Here is a 15,076-nt window from a genome sequence, read left to right on the forward strand (position 1 = left end):
CCGGCCGGGGGCTACTTCAGGCGGGCCCTGACGCGGTCCCGCATCGACGCCATGGTGAAGCCGTTCGGGTCCACCTTGCCCGGCTGCCATTCCAGGTGGCCGATCACCGAGCGCTCGGACCAGCCGTGATGGCGGCAGATGGCTGCGGAGACTCGTTCGATGGCCTCCAGCTGGACCTCCGGCCAGGGGTCCTCGCCGTCGCCCATGTTCTCGCATTCGAAGCCGTAGAAGTGACGGTTGCCGTCGGCGGTGGACTCGTTGTCGCGGGGGAGGGGCTCCTCGTCGATCACGGCGCGCAGGACGTCGTCGTCGCCCTTGCCCGCGTGGTTGGCGCGGCCGAAGCCGACCAGATGGACCCTGCCGTCCTTGGTGATGACGCCGTGGCACAGCGGGCCGGGCAGGTCCCCGTGGCCGTTGCGGCACAACTTCACCGTGAGCTCGCTGCCCTTGGTGACCGTGTGGTGAATCATCACGCCGTGGACCGGCCCCCAGGGGCCCTTGTGGTTGCGGTTGTGGTGCTCCCAGTCGCCGACCTCGACGACCGTCACGCCCTCCGCCCGCAGCTGCTCCAGGAATCTTGCCGCGGACATGGGTGAGGCCATGACCGCCTCCTTCGTGGCTGTGCGTCGGCCGCCGAACGCGGCCTCCTCGTACCGCAGCTTGTATCGAAAGGGGAGGATCGAAAACCAGCCGTTCGTACGGTGTGCGAGCCGTTTTGGACAACAAGCGGAACCGGCCCGGTGGACAGGAAATGCCCATGTGCCCAGCCACCCCGTGATCCATTCCCGCTCTTTCGTGTAATAGCACCGGCACGCTCCGTGAGGAAGGCTTGGCCCTGCGATTCGATGCCCGGCGCAGCACGGCGCCGGTGCATGACCGGGAGGGCAATTCCTTATGTCGGTAGGCGAAGAGATCCGCACTGATGAGGGCAGGCCGCAGCAGAGTCTCGGCACCGGCGCCGCGCGGAACCTGGCCACCACGACCAAGTCCGCACCCCAGATGCAGGAGATCAGCTCACGCTGGCTGCTGCGCATGCTGCCGTGGGTGAATGTGCAGGGCGGCACTTACCGAGTGAACCGCCGGCTGAGCTACGCCGTGGGGGACGGCCGTATCACCTTTGTGAAGACCGGAGACCGTGTCGAGGTCATCCCCGCGGAGCTGGGCGAACTGCCCGCACTGCGCAGTTACGAGGACCTGGAGGTGCTCGCCGAGCTCGCCCAGCGCTGCGAGCAGCGGGAGCTCGCCGCGGGCGAGGTGCTCGCCTCCTTCGGCAGCCCCGCCGAGGAGGTGTATCTGCTGGCGCACGGCCGCGTGGAGAAGGTCGGCACCGGCCCCTACGGCGACGACGAGTCCCTCGGTGTACTGGCCGACGGCGCCTACCTCGGCGACCAGTCGCTGCTCGCCTCCGACGCCATCTGGGAGTACACGGCCCGCACCGTCACCGCGTGCACCGTCCTCGTCCTGCCCCGCCAGGACGTCGAGCAGGTCGCGGAGCGCTCCGACTCCCTGCGCGAGCATCTCGACGCGCAGCGCGCGATCCCCGCCCAGCGCGCCAACAAGTACGGCGAGAAGGAGATCGACCTCGCGGCAGGACACAGCGGCGAGCCGGACATCCCGCACACCTTCGTCGACTACGAGGCCAGGCCCCGTGAGTACGAACTGAGCATCGCCCAGACCGTTCTGCGCATCCACTCCCGCGTGGCCGACCTCTACAACCAGCCGATGAACCAGACCGAGCAGCAGCTCCGGCTGACCGTCGAGGCGCTCAAGGAGCGCCAGGAGCACGAGCTCATCAACAACCGCGAGTTCGGGCTGCTCAACAACTGCGAGTACGAGCAGCGGATCCAGCCGCACGACGGCGTGCCCGGGCCCGACGACATGGACGAACTGCTCAGCAGGCGCCGCGGCACCAAGCTGTTCCTCGCCCACCCGCGCGCGATCTCCGCGTTCGGCCGCGAGCTCAACAAGCGCGGACTGGTGCCCGAGACCATCGAGATGGCCGGCAACCGCATCCCCACCTGGCGCGGGGTGCCGATCTTCCCGTGCAACAAGATCCCGGTCAGCGACGCCCGTACGACCTCGATCATCGCCATGCGTACCGGCGAGGCCGAGCAGGGGGTCATCGGGCTTCAGCAGGCCGGGATCCCCGACGAGATCGAGCCGAGCCTGTCGGTGCGGTTCATGGGCATCAACGAACAGGCGATCATCAAGTACCTGGTGACCGCCTACTACTCGGCCGCGGTCCTGGTGCCGGACGCGCTCGGTGTGCTGGAGAACGTCGAGATCGGGCGCTGGCGGTGACCCTGCCGCGTACAACCGGTGTCCCCGCCCTCCGGGGCGGGTACATCTCGGGAGTGCGCCCAGAGACCGAGACGCGTGAAAGGCGGAGGCCCATCGGGACCCAGACACACGCCGGACCGGGTCCGCTCGACGGGCAGGAGGCGATGGCGATCCTGGAGCGTGCACGAGGGTCCGTCGACCCCGAACTGCGCTCCGCCGTCGACTCGTTGCCGACCTCCATGCGCCGGGTCGCGCTCTACCACTTCGGCTGGGAGCACGCGGACGGCACCCCCGCGGCCGGTAACTCGGGCAAGGCCATCCGCCCCGCGCTCGTCCTCACCGCGGCCGAGGCGCTCGGCGGGCCACCGGCCCGCAAGGCTGCGGTACGGGCCGCCGCGGCGGTGGAGCTGGTCCACAACTTCACGTTGCTGCACGACGACGTGATGGACCGGGACACCACCCGACGGCACCGGCCCACCGCCTGGACCGTGTTCGGCGACGCCGACGCGATCCTCGCCGGGGACGCCCTCCAGGCGCTCGCCCTCAGACTGCTCGCCGAGGACCCGCATCCGGCGTCCACCGAGGCCGCCGCCCGGCTCGCCGCCTGTGTCGTCGAACTGTGCGAGGGCCAGCACGCGGACACGGCGATGGAGAAGCAGGCCCCCGCCGACGTCGGCCTCGACGAGGCGCTCGCCATGGCCGAGGCCAAGACGGGAGCGCTGCTGGGCTGCGCCTGCGCCCTCGGCGCGCTGTACGCGGGCGCGGCGGGGGAGGACGTGGAGGCGATGGACGCCTTCGGCCGGGAGGCGGGGCTCGCCTTCCAGCTCATCGACGACGTCATCGGCATATGGGGCGACCCCCGGCGCACCGGCAAGCCGGCCGGCGCGGACCTGGCCGCCCGTAAGAAGTCGCTGCCGGTCGTCGCCGCGCTGACCTCCGGTACGCCGGCGGCGGTGGAGCTGGCCGAGTTGTACGAAGTGCCGTACGGCAAGGGCGGGATGGCGGCGGAGGAGGAGACCGCGCGTACCGCACTGGCCGTGGAACAGGCGGGCGGGCGTGACTGGGCGCAGGTCCAGGCGGCCGACCGGATGGCCCGCGCGATGCAGGAACTGGCCCGCGCGGTGCCCGAACCGGAGGCGGCGGGCGGCCTGCTGGCCCTGGCCGAGTTCGTCACCCGCCGCAGCACCTAGAACCCCGGACCGGTGGCCGTGCGGCTCCTGACCCCGCACGGCCACCGGCTCCGGCCGGACGGGTCCCGCACATCCCCACGGTGTGCGGGGCCTGTGTGTTGTCGAACCCGATTCCCGCCAATCTCCCGCCCCGCCCACCACCCCGCCCCCAACCCCCCTACGATCAACCCCGATTGAGACGAAGGGGCGGAATCATGGGTGTGGCGATCCGGACGGCGACCGAGGCGGACCGGGACTTTGTGGTGCGGCTGCTGGACGAGGCCTTCCAGGACGATCCGGTCAGTGGCTGGGTCTTTCCCGGTGCCGAGTACCGCCGGGCGACCCATCACCGGCTGATGGCGGCCTTCACCGACATCGTGCTCGCCGACGGACGCATCGATCTCACCGAGGACGGCTCGGCCTGTGCGCTGTGGCTGCCGACGCCCGCCGGGGAGCACGACCCCGACGACGACGGGCCCGCGCAGCTCCGTGACGCCGTCGACCCGGCGAACGAGCGCGTCGAGTTGATCGGCCGGCTCACCGCCGGGATCCACCCCTGCGACCGCGCCCACGAGTACCTGTGGATGATCGGCGTCTCCCCGCAGCGGCAGGGCGAGGGCCTCGGCTCCGCGCTCATCGGCGCCGTACTCGACCGCTGTGACGGCGACGGCGTCCCCGCGTACCTGGAGGCGAGCAGCGCCCGCAGCCGGAAGCTGTACGAGCGCCTCGGCTTCGAACTCCTCGGCAGCCCCCTCGACCTGCCCGAGGGCCCGCAGATGTTCCCCATGTGGCGCGAACCCCGCGAACTCCGCGAACTCCGCGCCGCCCGCTAGGCCTCCGGCACCACCGTCTCCACGATCCGCTCGATCAACCCCTCCGGAACCCCCACCCCCGGCAACACCCCCTCCAGCACCCCCGGCAGCGTCAGATGCTCCAAGATCAGGCCGAGCATGGCCAGATAGAGCACCGTCACGGTCTCGTCGCCGCCGGGCAGCCCCGCGGCCCGGTGGAACTCCATGCCCTCCGTCAGGTCCCCGCGCACCGACTCCGTGTACGACGCCCGCAGTTCGGGCCGCCGGGTCGCCTCCAGGCGCATCTCCAGGAGCGCGAGATAGCCGGTGCGGTCGCGGGTGGCCCGGCCCATCAGGTCGTGCATGAACGCGGTGACCAGTGACCGGTCCTTCGGCCGCTGGAGCAGCTCCGCGATCACCTCGGGGTCGGGGGCCAGCCGTACATGCAGCCGGGTGTCGATCTGGCGCAGTAGGTCGTCGCGCCCGGTGAAGTAGTTGGAGGCCGTGCCCACCGGCACCCCGGCCTCGGCGTCCACCGCGCGGAACGTCAGCCCGCGCGCCCCCTCCCGTGCGAGCACCTCCACACCGGCGTCCACCAGCGCCGCGCGCCGCTCCGGATTCCTGGCCAATGCGGAATCTCCTCTCCCACTTCAATCCCGTTCCCGGAAAAAGCTTGCAACCACTACAGACGAAGTACTACAACTGCAGTTGTTCAAACGACAGCTTAAGGAAAGAGACCCGGCTTGCGAAAGCTCACGTACTACATCGCCTGCTCCATCGACGGCTTCATCGGAGACCCGAACGGCGACGCCACATCGATGTTCGCGTTCCTGGACGAGGAGTTCCTCGGCTACCTCGCCTCGACCTGGCCGGACACCATCGCCGCCCAGGGCCGCGAACAGCTCGGCCTCAAGGGCGCCGAGAACCTCCACTTCGACACGGTGATCCAGGGCCGCGGCAGCTACCAGCTCGCCCTCGACACCGGCACCACCAGCCCGTACGGCCATCTGCGCGAGTACGTCGCCTCGCGCTCCCTCGGTCCCTCCCCGGACCCGAACGTGACCGTGATCGACGGCGACCTGGTCGCCCGGATCCGTGAGCTGAAGGCCGAGGAGAGCGAGCTCGGCATCTGGCTCTGCGGCGGCTCCCAGATCGCGGGCGAACTGCTCGACGAGATCGACGAGCTGGTCATCAAGACCTATCCGCAGGTCTACGGCTCGGGGATGCCGATGTTCGGTGGTGCCGGGTTCGCCGTCAGCGACTTCACCCTGCAAGATGTCCGCACGTTCGGTAACGGAGTGCTCGTCCGCACCTACGCACGGAAGCGCTGATCGGCCTACCCTGGTGGCATGGACAGCGAAGAACACGCCTGTCCCGTATGCGGACAGTCCGTCGAAACGGTCGTCCGGCGCCACAAGACGCTGGGCGCATGGGTACCGCGCTGGGTGGCAGGACCCTGCCGTAATCCCAAGTGCGAGGCATTCGTCCCCGAAGGCGCCGAGGAAGACCCTCGCGAGCCCCACCCGCACCACCACCGGCGCCACGCGCACCACGAGCAAACCGAACAGCCCGAGCGCCGGGAGGAGCCCGAGGAACCCGCCGCGAGCAATTCCTGAAACGTCGTCCCGAACCATGTCGAGAACCCGGGCCCGGCTCCGACGTCCCCTGTGAGAGCCGCCCGACAGGCGGCGCGAGACAAAGGAGCCAGTCATGAAGTACCTGGTCATGGTGCAGGGCAGCCAGGCGGACTACGAGGCGATGAAGGGCAAGGCGTCCGAGAACTCGCCGGCCTGGACCGAACAGGACGTGCAGGCGATGTACGCCTTCATGGGCGCGCTCAACGACGACCTCGCCGAGACCGGCGAACTGGTCGACGGCCAGGGTCTGGTCGAGCCCGCCCGCACCCGGCACGTGGATCTCGGCGCGGACGGCAAGCCCGTCATCACCGACGGCCCCTACGGCGAGACCAAGGAGCTGCTGGCCGGCTACTGGGTCCTGGACTGCGCGAGCCTGGAGCGGGTCACGGAGATCGCCGCCCGTGTTCTGCAGTGCCCCCAGCCCGAAGGCGCGCCCGTCTACCCGGTAGTGATCCGGCCCATCGACGAGGGCACCGGAGACGTCTGAACCCCATGAGCGACACCGTCGAGGACCTGCTGCGCCACCACGCGCCGCAGGTCCTCGGTGCGCTCGTGCGCCGGTACGGCCATTTCGACGCTGCCGAGGACGCCGTACAGGAGGCGCTGCTCGCCGCGGCCGGGCAGTGGCCGGCGGCCGGGGTGCCGGACAATCCGCGCGGCTGGCTCATCAAGGTGGCCTCGCGGCGGCTGGTGGACGCGCTGCGGGCCGACGACGCCCGGCGGGCTCGGGAGGAGAAGGCGGTGGCGCTCAGCCTCCGCAGGGGAGAAGACCGCGCTCCTCAGGAGGACGACACCCTCTCCCTCCTGTTCCTCTGCTGCCACCCGGACCTCACCCCGCCCGCGCAGATCGCGCTCACCCTGCGCGCGGTCGGCGGTCTCACCACGGCGGAGATCGCCCGCGCCTGGCTCGTTCCCGAGGCGACCATGGCCCAGCGGATCAGCCGGGCCAAGCAGAAGCTGCGCGGGGTGAGCTTCGGTCGCCCGGACAACTGGGTGGAGCGGCTGCCCGCAGTCCTGCACACCCTCTACCTGATCTTCAACGAGGGCTATACGGCGACCTCGGGCACCAGCCTCCAGCGACGCGACCTCTCCGGCGAGGCGATCCGGCTGACGCGGACGGCCCACCGGCTGCTCCCGGACACCGGTGAGGTGGCCGGGCTGCTCGCCCTGATGCTGCTCACCGACGCCCGCCGCGACGCCCGCACCGGCCCGCACGGCGACCTCGTGCCCCTCGACGAACAGGACCGCGACCGCTGGGACAAGGCCGCGATCGAGGAGGGCGTCGCGCTGGTCACCCACGCCCTTGGGTACGGCCCCGCCGGCCCCTACCAACTGCGCGCGGCCATCGCCGCCGTCCACGACGAGGCGCCCTCCGCTGACGCCACGGACTGGCGGGAGATCCTGGGCCTCTACGACGTGCTGGTGGGCCTCGTCCCCGGCCCCGTCGAGCGCCTCAACCGCGCGGTCGCCGTCGCCATGGTGCGCGGACCGGAGGCGGGCCTTCGGGAAGTGGAGGCGCTGGAGGGGGAGTTGGGGCATCGGCGGGATGCCGTACGGGGGCATCTGCTGGAGCGGGCGGGGGCGTACGACGAAGCGTGCGCCGCCTACGAATCGGCGGCCGCGCAGACCATGAGCCTGCCCGAGCAGCGCTATTTGCGGGGGCGGGCGGCCCGGCTGAGGCCTTAACGTGGCGTCATGTCCACAACCATCGTGCACCTCACCGAACGCTCCCTGTGGGAGGAGGCCCGCGCCCGGGGGACGTACGCGATGTCGACCCGCGGCCGCACCCTCCAGGAGGAGGGCTTCATCCACTGCTCGACCCGCGAGCAACTGCCGAAAGTGGCCGCTTTCCTCTATTCCGACTACGACGGCCCCGACGAGCTCGTCCTGCTCGTCATCGACCCCGCCCGGCTCGGCGCACCGCTGAAGTACGAGGCCCCCGAGCCCGGTGCCGAGGAGTTCCCGCACATCTACGGGCCGATTCCGGTGGACGCCGTGGTGGGGGTCGAGCCGTGGGTCTGACCGGGCGGCGCCGGTTATGGCGGTGGGTCGTGGCCGTGTGGGTGGTCGCGGTGGCCGTCGGCGGCGGGCTCACGCTGTGGCTCCAGGACGCGGGGGAGCCGGAGAAGCTGCACCAGTGGCAGCAGGCGGAGCCCCGGGACGTCGACATGGACTCCGACTGCCCGGGCCCCGGCATCACGCAGCCGCCCCGGGACGACGGGCGGATCGTCCTGTGCGCCTACGCGACGACCCGCTAGGCCGGCAGCCCGCCCGTCTGCGGATCCCGTCCCGTCAGGCAGTAGGTGCCGCCCGCCGGATCGCGCATCACACGCCAGTGGGCGCCGCTGTACACGAGCGTGGCGCCCAGCTGTTCGTGGGCCGTGCGGGCGGCGTCGATGTCCGCGCAGGCCAGGTCGAGATGGGCCGCGGCGGGGCGCTCCTCGCCGAGCCGCTGGAGCAGGATGCGGATCGGCATCCCGGCCGGCGGCTTGACCACGTGGAACTCCGGGAGGGAACCCGGCAGCGACTCCCAGCCGGGCAACAGGGCGCTCCAGAAGGCGACTTCGGCGTCGTAGAGCGAAGGCGGGATGTCCAGGCAGACCTGGTCGAGGCGGGTTCCGCGCACCACGGGCGGGCGCAGGGACTCCCCGTGCCAGGGCACCGCGCAGAACAACTGCCCGGCCGGTGAGCGAAGTACGGCCCAGCCGTCGTGCTCGGCGACCATCCCGGCCCCGACCCGCCGGGCCTCCTTCACGAAGCCCGTGACGTCCTCGACGGCGAAGTCCAAGTGGGCGCCGCCGGGCCCCTCCGTGACGCCCTGGCCCTTGACGCAGGCGTCGCCGGACTCGGGCAGGAGTGTCACGAACTCGCCCTGATCACCCCGGAGTTCGGACAGACGCGTGCCGGTGACGGCGGTCCAGAAGTCGCAGGCGGGGCCGAAGACGGCGGCGGGCCGGTCGACGAAGGCGTACGTCCAGCGAATGGTCATGGACGTGATCGTAGTCAGCCCTGCTTCGACGGCTCCATGAAGCGCAGCATGTTCCCGGCCGGGTCCCGGAAGGCGCAGTCGCGCACGCCGTACGGCTGGTCCGTCGGCTCCTGGATCACATCGGCGCCGGACTCCCGTACCCGCGCGAACAGCTCGTCGCAGTCGGAGGTGGTGAAGTTGACCCCGCGCAGCACGCCCTTGGCGAGCAGCTGGGCCATCACCTCCTTGTCGGCGGGGGAGGTGTCCGGGTCCGCGGCGGGAGGCTCCAGCACGATCTCCACGTCCGGCTGCAAGGGCGAGCCGACGGTCACCCACCGCATCCCCTCGAACCCGACGTCACCGCGGACCTCGAGGCCCAGGACGTCGCGGTAGAAGGCGATCGCCTTGTCGTGGTCGTCGACGGCGAGGAAGCACTGCTTCAGTTTGATGTCCATGACGGCAGACTAGGCCGCGACCGCGGATTCGGCCGCTACGACTGCTACGGCCTCTACGACCGCCTCGGCCGGGTGTACCGGCGGGCCACACACGCCGGAATCACCTCGCCGTCCGCGTGCGAGCGGGCCCGGTAGGCGCTCGGGGTCTCCCCGACCAGCTCGGTGAAGCGCGCGCTGAAGGAGCCGAGGGAGGTACAGCCGACCGCCATGCACACCTCCGTCACGCTCATGTCGCCGCGCCGCAGCAGCGCCTTGGCGCGCTCGATCCGGCGCGTCATGAGATAGCCGTACGGTGTCTCGCCGTACGCGGCGCGGAAGCTGCGCTGGAAGTGGCCCGGGGACATCAGCGCGGTCCGGGCGAGCGCCGTGACGTCGAGGGGCTCGGTGTACTCGCGGTCCATACGGTCGCGCGCCTGCCGCAGCCGGACCAGATCCTCGGTGTTCACCCCGCCAGCATGGCACGAACGACCGAAGGGGCCCGGCCGCGTGATGATGCGGCCGGGCCCCTTCGGGGATGCCCTTCGACCTGCGATGGTGCACCGACCGCCGGTCGCGGCGATCCGAACAGGTCCTGGATCAGGCCTTCTTGGTCTCCCAGAAGATCTTGTCGATCTGGGCGATGTAGTCCAGCGCCTTCTGGCCGGTGGCCGGGTCGGTGGACGCCTTGGCGGCCGACAGGGCCTTCAGGGCGTCGTTGACCAGCTGGTGCAGCTCCGGGTACTTCTCGAAGTGCGGGGGCTTGAAGTAGTCGCTCCACAGGACCGACACGTGGTGCTTGGCGAGCTCGGCGCGCTGCTCCTTGATGACGGTGGCACGCGCCTGGAAGTGCGGGTCGTCGTTGGCGGCCATCTTCTCCTGCACGGCCTTGACCGACTCCGCCTCGATGCGGGCCTGGGCCGGGTCGTACACACCGCAGGGCAGGTCGCAGTGTGCGCTGACCTTCACCTTGGGGGCAAACAGGCGGGAAAGCATGGAGCATTCCTTCCTCGTGATCGTCTTCTCAGGTGGGACATTACTCCCTGAGGGACGGGTTTTCGCGAGTGCCCCCATGGGCTTAGGACAAAAGTCCAGGGTCAGACTGAGACTGGTGGAGGATAGGACCGGGGAGGTGCCGGTGATGCCGGAACTGTCGCAGGAGACCGAACGCGGGCGGCCGTTGCTGCCCTTCGGGCCGGCCGAGGTGACCGGGCCGTCCATGGTGCCCACGCTGCACCACGGGGACCGGCTGCTGGTGCACTACGGGGCTCGGATCCGGCCCGGTGACGTGGTCGTTCTGCGCCATCCGTTCCAGCAGGACCTGTTGGTCGTCAAGCGGGCCGCGGAGCGGCGCGAGGGCGGCTGGTGGGTGCTCGGGGACAACACGTACGCGGGCGGGGACAGCACGGACTACGGGACGGTCCCGGCGGAGCTGGTGCTGGGCAGGGTGCGGGGGCGGTTCCGGCCGCGCAGGGCGGATCAGCGCTCGCCGTTCGCGCTGGTGCGCTGGGCGCTGTCCGCCGTACGGCCCGTGCTGTCCGACCGGTCCGCCTCCAGGCGCTTGCGGGCGCGGTAGGCGGCCACGTTCGCGCGGGTGGCACAGCGGTCGGAGCAGTAGCGCCGGGAGCGGTTGGTCGAGGTGTCGAGGTAGGCGTTGCGGCACGGTGCTGCCTCGCACAGGCCGAGGCGGTCCACGCCGTACTCCGTGAGATGGAAGGCCAGGCCCATCGCCGCGATGGCCGCGTACCCCGCGGTCGCGTTCGAGGGGTGGTCGGCGAGGTGCATGTGCCACAGCGGGCGGCCGTCGTCGTCCCGGAAGTCGTGTCCGGAGATCTGCGGGCTGACCGGGAACTCCAGCAGCAGTGAGTTCAGCAGGTCCACCGCGAGGGTCTCGTCGCCGCCGTCCGCCGCCTCGAAGACCGCGCGCAGGCGGGCCCGGACCGAGCGGAAGCGGGTGACGTCCGCGTCCGTCGCGCGGCGGCCGGCCGACTGGTTCACGCCGAACAGATCGCGGACGGCCTCGACCGACGTCAGCGCGTCCTTGCCCCGGGCCGGGTCCTCGCTGTTGACGAGGCGTACCGCGTAGTCCGAGTAATAGGCCAGTTCCACTTGTAGTCCTTACGGAGGCGTTCTATGGTCGTGCTGCGGTCGGGGTAACAGACGATCGTGCTTCCAGGGTATTACGCGTACGTCCAAAGAGGGGGCTCCCATGACGACCAGTACAGGAACCGACTGGCACGCCTGGCAGGAGAGCTGGGACCGGCAGCAGGAGTGGTACATGCCCGACCGGGAGGAACGCTTCCGGATCATGCTCGACATGGTCGAGGCACTCGTCGGGGCCGAGCCCCGAGTGCTCGATCTGGCCTGCGGCACCGGCTCCATCACCGCCCGGCTGCTGGCCCGTCTGCCCGGCGCCACCAGCACCGGCGTCGACCTCGACCCGGCGCTCCTCGCCATCGCCGAGGGCACCTTCGAGGGCGACGAGCGGGTCAGCTTCGTCACCGCCGACCTCAAGGACCCCGACTGGCCGGCGAAGCTCCCGTACGACTCCTACGACGCCGTCCTGACCGCCACGGCCCTGCACTGGCTGCACCGTGAACCCCTCGCGGCCCTCTACGGTCAGGTCGCGGGGCTGGTCCGCGACGGCGGTGTCTTCATGAACGCGGACCACATGATCGACGACACGACGCCCCGGATCAACGCCGCCGAGCGAGAGCTGCGGCACGCGCGCATGGACCAGGCCAAGGCCGACGGCGCCCTGGACTGGGCCGAGTGGTGGCAGGTCGCCGCCCAGGACCCCGTCCTCGCCGAACCGACGGCCCGCCGCTTCGAGATCTACGGCGAGCACGCCGACGGCGACATGCCGTCGGCGGAGTGGCACGCGCGCGTGCTGCGCGAGAAGGGGTTCGCCGAAGCACGGCCTGTGTGGTGCTCGCCGTCGGACACCCTGTTGCTGGCGCTGAAGTCCGAGCCGCGGCCGTAACAGCGCGAAGGGGCGGTACGGGAATCCCGTACCGCCCCTTCGTCACGCCTGTGTCAGAGGACCTTCGACAGGAACGCCTTCGTGCGCTCGTGCTGCGGGTCCGTCAGAACGTCGCGCGGGTTGCCGGACTCGACCACCACACCGCCGTCCATGAAGACGAGGTTGTCGCCCACCTCGCGGGCGAAGCCCATCTCGTGGGTGACGACGACCATCGTCATGCCGGACTCGGCGAGGTCGCGCATGACGTCGAGGACGTCACCGACCAGCTCCGGGTCAAGGGCCGAGGTCGGCTCGTCGAAGAGCATCAGCTTCGGGTCCATTGCCAGCGCACGGGCGATCGCCACGCGCTGCTGCTGGCCACCGGAGAGCTGCGCGGGGTAGCTCCCGGCCTTGTCGGCGAGGCCGACGCGGTCGAGCAGCTCCTTCGCGCGCTCCCTGGCCTGGGCCTTGCTGGTGCCCTTGACCTGGATCGGCGCCTCCATGACGTTCTCGGCGGCCGTCATGTGCGGGAACAGGTTGAACCGCTGGAACACCATGCCGATGTCCCGGCGCTGCTGCGCGACCTCGCTGTCCTTGAGCTCGTACAGCTTGTCGCCCTTCTGGCGGTAGCCGACCAGGTCGCCGTCGACGTACAGCCGACCGGCGTTGATCTTCTCCAGGTGGTTGATGCACCTGAGGAACGTCGACTTACCGGAGCCCGAGGGGCCGATGAGGCAGAACACCTCGCCGGTCTGGACCTCCAGGTCGATGCCCTTGAGGACCTGTACGGCGCCGAAGGACTTGTGGACGCCTTCGGCCTTCACCATGGCGGTCATGCCGCACCCCTTTCACGGCCCAGGGACAGCAGGTTCGCCTTGACCTTCTGCCACGGCGTCGGCGGCAGCTGGCGCAGCGACCCGCGGGCGTAACGGCGCTCCAGGTAGAACTGGAACACGCTGAACACGCTGGTCATGACCAGGTACCAGATGGAGGCCACGAAGAGCAGCTCCATCACGGCGTACGACGTGGAGCCGATCGTCGAGGTGGCCCGCAGCAGCTCGTTGTACGTCACGACGTAGACCAGCGACGAGGTCTTGAGCATGTTGATGAACTCGTTGCCGGTGGGCGGCACGATCACCCGCATCGCCTGCGGGATCACGATCCGGCGCAGCGTCTTGGCGTGGCTCATGCCGAGCGCGTGCGAGGCCTCGGTCTGGCCCTCGTCGACGGCCATCAGACCGGCACGGCAGATCTCGGCCATGTACGCCGCCTCGTTCAGGCCCAGACCCAGCAGGGCGGCCATGAACGGGGTCATGACCTGCACCATCTCGTCCTTGTAGATCGGACCGAGGTTCAGGGTCTCGAAGACCAGCGCCAGGTTGAACCAGATGAGCAGCTGGACGTAGACCGGAGTGCCGCGGAAGACCCAGATGTAGAGCCAGGCGACCGAGCTGGTCACCGGGTTCTTGGACATCCGCATCACGGCCAGGATGACGCCCAGGACCACGCCCATGATCATCGCGAGGACGCTGATCAGCAGGGTGCGGCCCGCGCCCGCCAGGACCGTGGAGTCGAAGACGTAGTCGCCGACGGCGCTCCACTGGATCTTCTCGGCGGTGGCGAACGCGTTGATCAGCAGGGCCAGCAGGCCCAGCACGACGACACCGCTGATCCAGCGGCCGTAGTGCCGGACCGGGATGGCCTTGATCGCCTCGGGCGGGAGCTCCCCGCCCTCCTTGGAGACGGCGGCCGACGGCTCGGCGTCGGCCGGCTCCTTGTCGAACTTGTCAGTCACGGTGACTGCCCTTCAGAGGTGCTCGGGACGGTCACTTGCCGCCGTTGATCGCGGCCTTGTCGATCGCGCCGGTCTCGGCGCCCCACTTGGCGAGGATCTCCTTGTAGGTGCCGTCCTCGATGATCGCGTTGACGGCCGCTTCCAGCGCCTCGGTGAGCTGCTTGTTGTCCTTGTTCACCGCGATGCCGAACGGACCGGCGTCGACCTGCTCGCCGACGACCTCGAAGGCGTTGCCGCCGTCGGCCTTGCGGGCCAGGTCGACAGCGACCGGGTAGTCGTTGACGCCCGCGACGGCGCCGCCCGACTTCACTCGGGTCTGGGCCTCGGTGTCATTCTCGAACGACTCGATCTTGATCGCCTTGTCACCGGCGTCCGTGCACTTCTTGGACTGGTCCTTCAGCGCCTGCTCGTACGTCGTACCGCGCTGCACGGCGGCCGTCTGCCCGCACAGGTCCTCGATCGAGTTGATGTTCTTCGGGTTGCCCTTCTCGACGTACACGGCGGTGCCGGCCACGAAGTAGTCGACGAAGTCGACACCCGGGCCGAGCTTCTTGCCCTTGTCGTCCAGGCCCTCCTGGCGCTGCTTGTTGTCCGTGATGGACGACATGGCGATGTCGTAGCGGCCGGTGTTCAGCGAGGTGATCAGGCCGTCGAAGGAGCCTGAGGTGAACTTGAACTCGACGCCCAGCTTCTCGCCCAGGGCGGCGGCGATGTCGGGGTCGACACCGACGATCTTGCCGCCCTCCTGGTACTCCATGGGCGCGTACTCGGCGTTGGTGCCGACCTTGATCTCGCCCGCGTCCTGGATCTTCTTGGGCAGCTTGGAGAAGAGCGGCGCGGCGCTGGACGTCCCGGTCTCCTTGGACTCCGAGTTGTCGCTGCCGCTGTCGGTCTGGTCACCGCAGCCGGTGAGAATCAGGGCGCCTGCGACCGCGATCGAGCCGACCGCTGCCAGCCGGGAGCGCGCTGCGGTCGTACGACGGGTGGAGCGTGCGGTCATTTTGGGTTCCTCCGGCGGATGGGTGGAGTTGCCGATGGGGCGG

At 70.0% G+C, this 15,076-nt stretch carries 21 protein-coding genes; 11 read left to right on the forward strand and 10 right to left on the reverse strand.

Annotation, left to right across the window (positions count from 1 at the left end; translation table 11 throughout):
• Positions 1-11: 11 nt before the first annotated feature.
• The gene (locus OHT76_RS28870) at positions 12-602 is read right to left on the reverse strand and encodes an N-acetylmuramoyl-L-alanine amidase (RefSeq protein WP_328873772.1); all 591 of its coding nucleotides are present in this window, start codon (positions 600-602) and stop codon (positions 12-14) included.
• Positions 603-894: 292 nt separating this feature from the next.
• Here OHT76_RS28870 and OHT76_RS28875 point away from each other — a divergent pair, with 292 nt between their 5' ends.
• From OHT76_RS28875 to OHT76_RS28885, 3 genes are all read left to right on the forward strand, one after another.
• Entirely contained in the window at positions 895-2,301 is a 1,407-nt protein-coding gene (locus OHT76_RS28875; protein ID WP_328873773.1) for a family 2B encapsulin nanocompartment shell protein, read from the forward strand.
• 92 nt (positions 2,302-2,393) lie between these two features.
• Complete coding sequence (locus OHT76_RS28880) at positions 2,394-3,470, forward strand: family 2 encapsulin nanocompartment cargo protein polyprenyl transferase (RefSeq protein ID WP_328876646.1); 1,077 nt, start codon at positions 2,394-2,396, stop codon at positions 3,468-3,470.
• Between the two features lie 194 nt (positions 3,471-3,664).
• The gene (locus OHT76_RS28885) at positions 3,665-4,282 is read left to right on the forward strand and encodes a GNAT family N-acetyltransferase (RefSeq protein WP_328873774.1); all 618 of its coding nucleotides are present in this window, start codon (positions 3,665-3,667) and stop codon (positions 4,280-4,282) included.
• On the opposite strand, the gene OHT76_RS28890 is transcribed toward OHT76_RS28885, so the two are convergent.
• A complete protein-coding gene (locus tag OHT76_RS28890) occupies positions 4,279-4,869 on the reverse strand; it encodes a TetR/AcrR family transcriptional regulator (RefSeq protein WP_328873775.1) in 591 nt (196 codons plus the stop codon). The two genes, OHT76_RS28885 and OHT76_RS28890, sit on opposite strands and share 4 nt — an antisense overlap.
• Positions 4,870-4,983: 114 nt before the next feature.
• Between OHT76_RS28890 and OHT76_RS28895 the strand changes: the two genes are divergently transcribed.
• The 6 genes from OHT76_RS28895 to OHT76_RS28920 all read left to right on the forward strand — a co-directional run bounded on the left by OHT76_RS28895 (position 4,984) and on the right by OHT76_RS28920 (position 8,135).
• On the forward strand, positions 4,984-5,571 hold the full coding sequence (locus OHT76_RS28895; RefSeq protein ID WP_328873776.1) for a dihydrofolate reductase family protein: 588 nt from the start codon (positions 4,984-4,986) through the stop codon (positions 5,569-5,571).
• A gap of 18 nt (positions 5,572-5,589) precedes the next feature.
• Positions 5,590-5,856 (forward strand): hypothetical protein, encoded by a 267-nt coding sequence (locus OHT76_RS28900; protein ID WP_328873777.1) that lies wholly within the window; start codon positions 5,590-5,592, stop codon positions 5,854-5,856.
• A gap of 94 nt (positions 5,857-5,950) precedes the next feature.
• On the forward strand, positions 5,951-6,364 hold the full coding sequence (locus tag OHT76_RS28905) for a YciI family protein (protein WP_328873778.1): 414 nt from the start codon (positions 5,951-5,953) through the stop codon (positions 6,362-6,364).
• Between the two features lie 5 nt (positions 6,365-6,369).
• Positions 6,370-7,563, forward strand: coding sequence for an RNA polymerase sigma factor (locus OHT76_RS28910; protein WP_328873779.1), 1,194 nt, complete (start codon positions 6,370-6,372; stop codon positions 7,561-7,563).
• 9 nt (positions 7,564-7,572) lie between these two features.
• Positions 7,573-7,899 (forward strand): DUF952 domain-containing protein, encoded by a 327-nt coding sequence (locus OHT76_RS28915; RefSeq protein ID WP_328873780.1) that lies wholly within the window; start codon positions 7,573-7,575, stop codon positions 7,897-7,899.
• The gene (locus OHT76_RS28920; RefSeq protein WP_328873781.1) at positions 7,890-8,135 is read left to right on the forward strand and encodes a hypothetical protein; all 246 of its coding nucleotides are present in this window, start codon (positions 7,890-7,892) and stop codon (positions 8,133-8,135) included. The genes OHT76_RS28915 and OHT76_RS28920 overlap by 10 nt, the downstream gene beginning before the upstream one ends.
• Here OHT76_RS28920 and OHT76_RS28925 read toward each other — a convergent pair.
• The 4 genes from OHT76_RS28925 to sodN form a co-directional block, all read right to left on the reverse strand.
• The gene (locus OHT76_RS28925; RefSeq protein ID WP_328873782.1) at positions 8,132-8,866 is read right to left on the reverse strand and encodes a VOC family protein; all 735 of its coding nucleotides are present in this window, start codon (positions 8,864-8,866) and stop codon (positions 8,132-8,134) included. The genes OHT76_RS28920 and OHT76_RS28925 overlap by 4 nt on opposite strands.
• 14 nt (positions 8,867-8,880) lie before the next feature.
• Positions 8,881-9,300: a VOC family protein gene (locus OHT76_RS28930; protein WP_328873783.1), complete on the reverse strand. Its 420-nt coding sequence runs from the start codon at positions 9,298-9,300 to the stop codon at positions 8,881-8,883.
• Between the two features lie 53 nt (positions 9,301-9,353).
• Positions 9,354-9,746 carry a helix-turn-helix transcriptional regulator gene (locus OHT76_RS28935; protein WP_328873784.1) on the reverse strand — a complete coding sequence of 131 codons (393 nt, stop codon included), beginning with the start codon at positions 9,744-9,746 and terminating at the stop codon, positions 9,354-9,356.
• Between the two features lie 130 nt (positions 9,747-9,876).
• Positions 9,877-10,272 carry a superoxide dismutase, Ni gene (gene sodN / locus OHT76_RS28940; RefSeq protein ID WP_020123534.1) on the reverse strand — a complete coding sequence of 132 codons (396 nt, stop codon included), beginning with the start codon at positions 10,270-10,272 and terminating at the stop codon, positions 9,877-9,879.
• A 145-nt stretch (positions 10,273-10,417) separates the two neighbouring features.
• On the opposite strand from sodN, the gene sodX reads away from it, so the two are divergent.
• Positions 10,418-10,852 carry a nickel-type superoxide dismutase maturation protease gene (gene sodX / locus OHT76_RS28945; protein WP_328876647.1) on the forward strand — a complete coding sequence of 145 codons (435 nt, stop codon included), beginning with the start codon at positions 10,418-10,420 and terminating at the stop codon, positions 10,850-10,852.
• Here the strand turns inward: sodX and OHT76_RS28950 are convergent.
• Positions 10,756-11,385 carry a CGNR zinc finger domain-containing protein gene (locus OHT76_RS28950; protein WP_328873785.1) on the reverse strand — a complete coding sequence of 210 codons (630 nt, stop codon included), beginning with the start codon at positions 11,383-11,385 and terminating at the stop codon, positions 10,756-10,758. The genes sodX and OHT76_RS28950 overlap by 97 nt on opposite strands.
• A gap of 100 nt (positions 11,386-11,485) precedes the next feature.
• Between OHT76_RS28950 and OHT76_RS28955 the strand changes: the two genes are divergently transcribed.
• Positions 11,486-12,259 carry a class I SAM-dependent methyltransferase gene (locus tag OHT76_RS28955; RefSeq protein ID WP_328873786.1) on the forward strand — a complete coding sequence of 258 codons (774 nt, stop codon included), beginning with the start codon at positions 11,486-11,488 and terminating at the stop codon, positions 12,257-12,259.
• 53 nt (positions 12,260-12,312) lie between these two features.
• Here OHT76_RS28955 and OHT76_RS28960 read toward each other — a convergent pair whose 3' ends face one another.
• From OHT76_RS28960 to OHT76_RS28970, 3 genes are read right to left on the reverse strand one after another with little or no spacing between them, the layout of a single operon-like run.
• The gene (locus OHT76_RS28960; RefSeq protein ID WP_328873787.1) at positions 12,313-13,074 is read right to left on the reverse strand and encodes an amino acid ABC transporter ATP-binding protein; all 762 of its coding nucleotides are present in this window, start codon (positions 13,072-13,074) and stop codon (positions 12,313-12,315) included.
• Positions 13,071-14,033, reverse strand: coding sequence for an amino acid ABC transporter permease (locus tag OHT76_RS28965; protein WP_328873788.1), 963 nt, complete (start codon positions 14,031-14,033; stop codon positions 13,071-13,073). The genes OHT76_RS28960 and OHT76_RS28965 overlap by 4 nt, the downstream gene beginning before the upstream one ends.
• 31 nt (positions 14,034-14,064) lie before the next feature.
• A complete protein-coding gene (locus tag OHT76_RS28970; RefSeq protein WP_328873789.1) occupies positions 14,065-15,033 on the reverse strand; it encodes an ABC transporter substrate-binding protein in 969 nt (322 codons plus the stop codon).
• Positions 15,034-15,076: the final 43 nt, after the last annotated feature.

Origin of the sequence: Streptomyces sp. NBC_00287 (genome assembly GCF_036173105.1) — a bacterium.
Classification (GTDB): Bacteria; Actinomycetota; Actinomycetes; order Streptomycetales; family Streptomycetaceae; genus Streptomyces.

Bases quoted from the DNA above. Each gene is read 5' to 3' on its own strand.
- sodX (WP_328876647.1), top strand. From the start codon at position 10,418: ATGCCGGAACTGTCGCAGGAGACCGAACGCGGGCGGCCGTTGCTGCCC.
- OHT76_RS28910 (WP_328873779.1), top strand. From the start codon at position 6,370: ATGAGCGACACCGTCGAGGACCTGCTGCGCCACCACGCGCCGCAGGTC.
- OHT76_RS28915 (WP_328873780.1), top strand. From the start codon at position 7,573: ATGTCCACAACCATCGTGCACCTCACCGAACGCTCCCTGTGGGAGGAG.
- OHT76_RS28900 (WP_328873777.1), top strand. From the start codon at position 5,590: ATGGACAGCGAAGAACACGCCTGTCCCGTATGCGGACAGTCCGTCGAA.
- OHT76_RS28960 (WP_328873787.1), bottom strand. From the start codon at position 13,074: ATGACCGCCATGGTGAAGGCCGAAGGCGTCCACAAGTCCTTCGGCGCC.
- OHT76_RS28905 (WP_328873778.1), top strand. From the start codon at position 5,951: ATGAAGTACCTGGTCATGGTGCAGGGCAGCCAGGCGGACTACGAGGCG.
- OHT76_RS28970 (WP_328873789.1), bottom strand. From the start codon at position 15,033: ATGACCGCACGCTCCACCCGTCGTACGACCGCAGCGCGCTCCCGGCTG.
- sodN (WP_020123534.1), bottom strand. From the start codon at position 10,272: ATGCTTTCCCGCCTGTTTGCCCCCAAGGTGAAGGTCAGCGCACACTGC.
- OHT76_RS28885 (WP_328873774.1), top strand. From the start codon at position 3,665: ATGGGTGTGGCGATCCGGACGGCGACCGAGGCGGACCGGGACTTTGTG.
- OHT76_RS28875 (WP_328873773.1), top strand. From the start codon at position 895: ATGTCGGTAGGCGAAGAGATCCGCACTGATGAGGGCAGGCCGCAGCAG.
- OHT76_RS28870 (WP_328873772.1), bottom strand. From the start codon at position 602: ATGGCCTCACCCATGTCCGCGGCAAGATTCCTGGAGCAGCTGCGGGCG.
- OHT76_RS28925 (WP_328873782.1), bottom strand. From the start codon at position 8,866: ATGACCATTCGCTGGACGTACGCCTTCGTCGACCGGCCCGCCGCCGTC.
- OHT76_RS28930 (WP_328873783.1), bottom strand. From the start codon at position 9,300: ATGGACATCAAACTGAAGCAGTGCTTCCTCGCCGTCGACGACCACGAC.
- OHT76_RS28955 (WP_328873786.1), top strand. From the start codon at position 11,486: ATGACGACCAGTACAGGAACCGACTGGCACGCCTGGCAGGAGAGCTGG.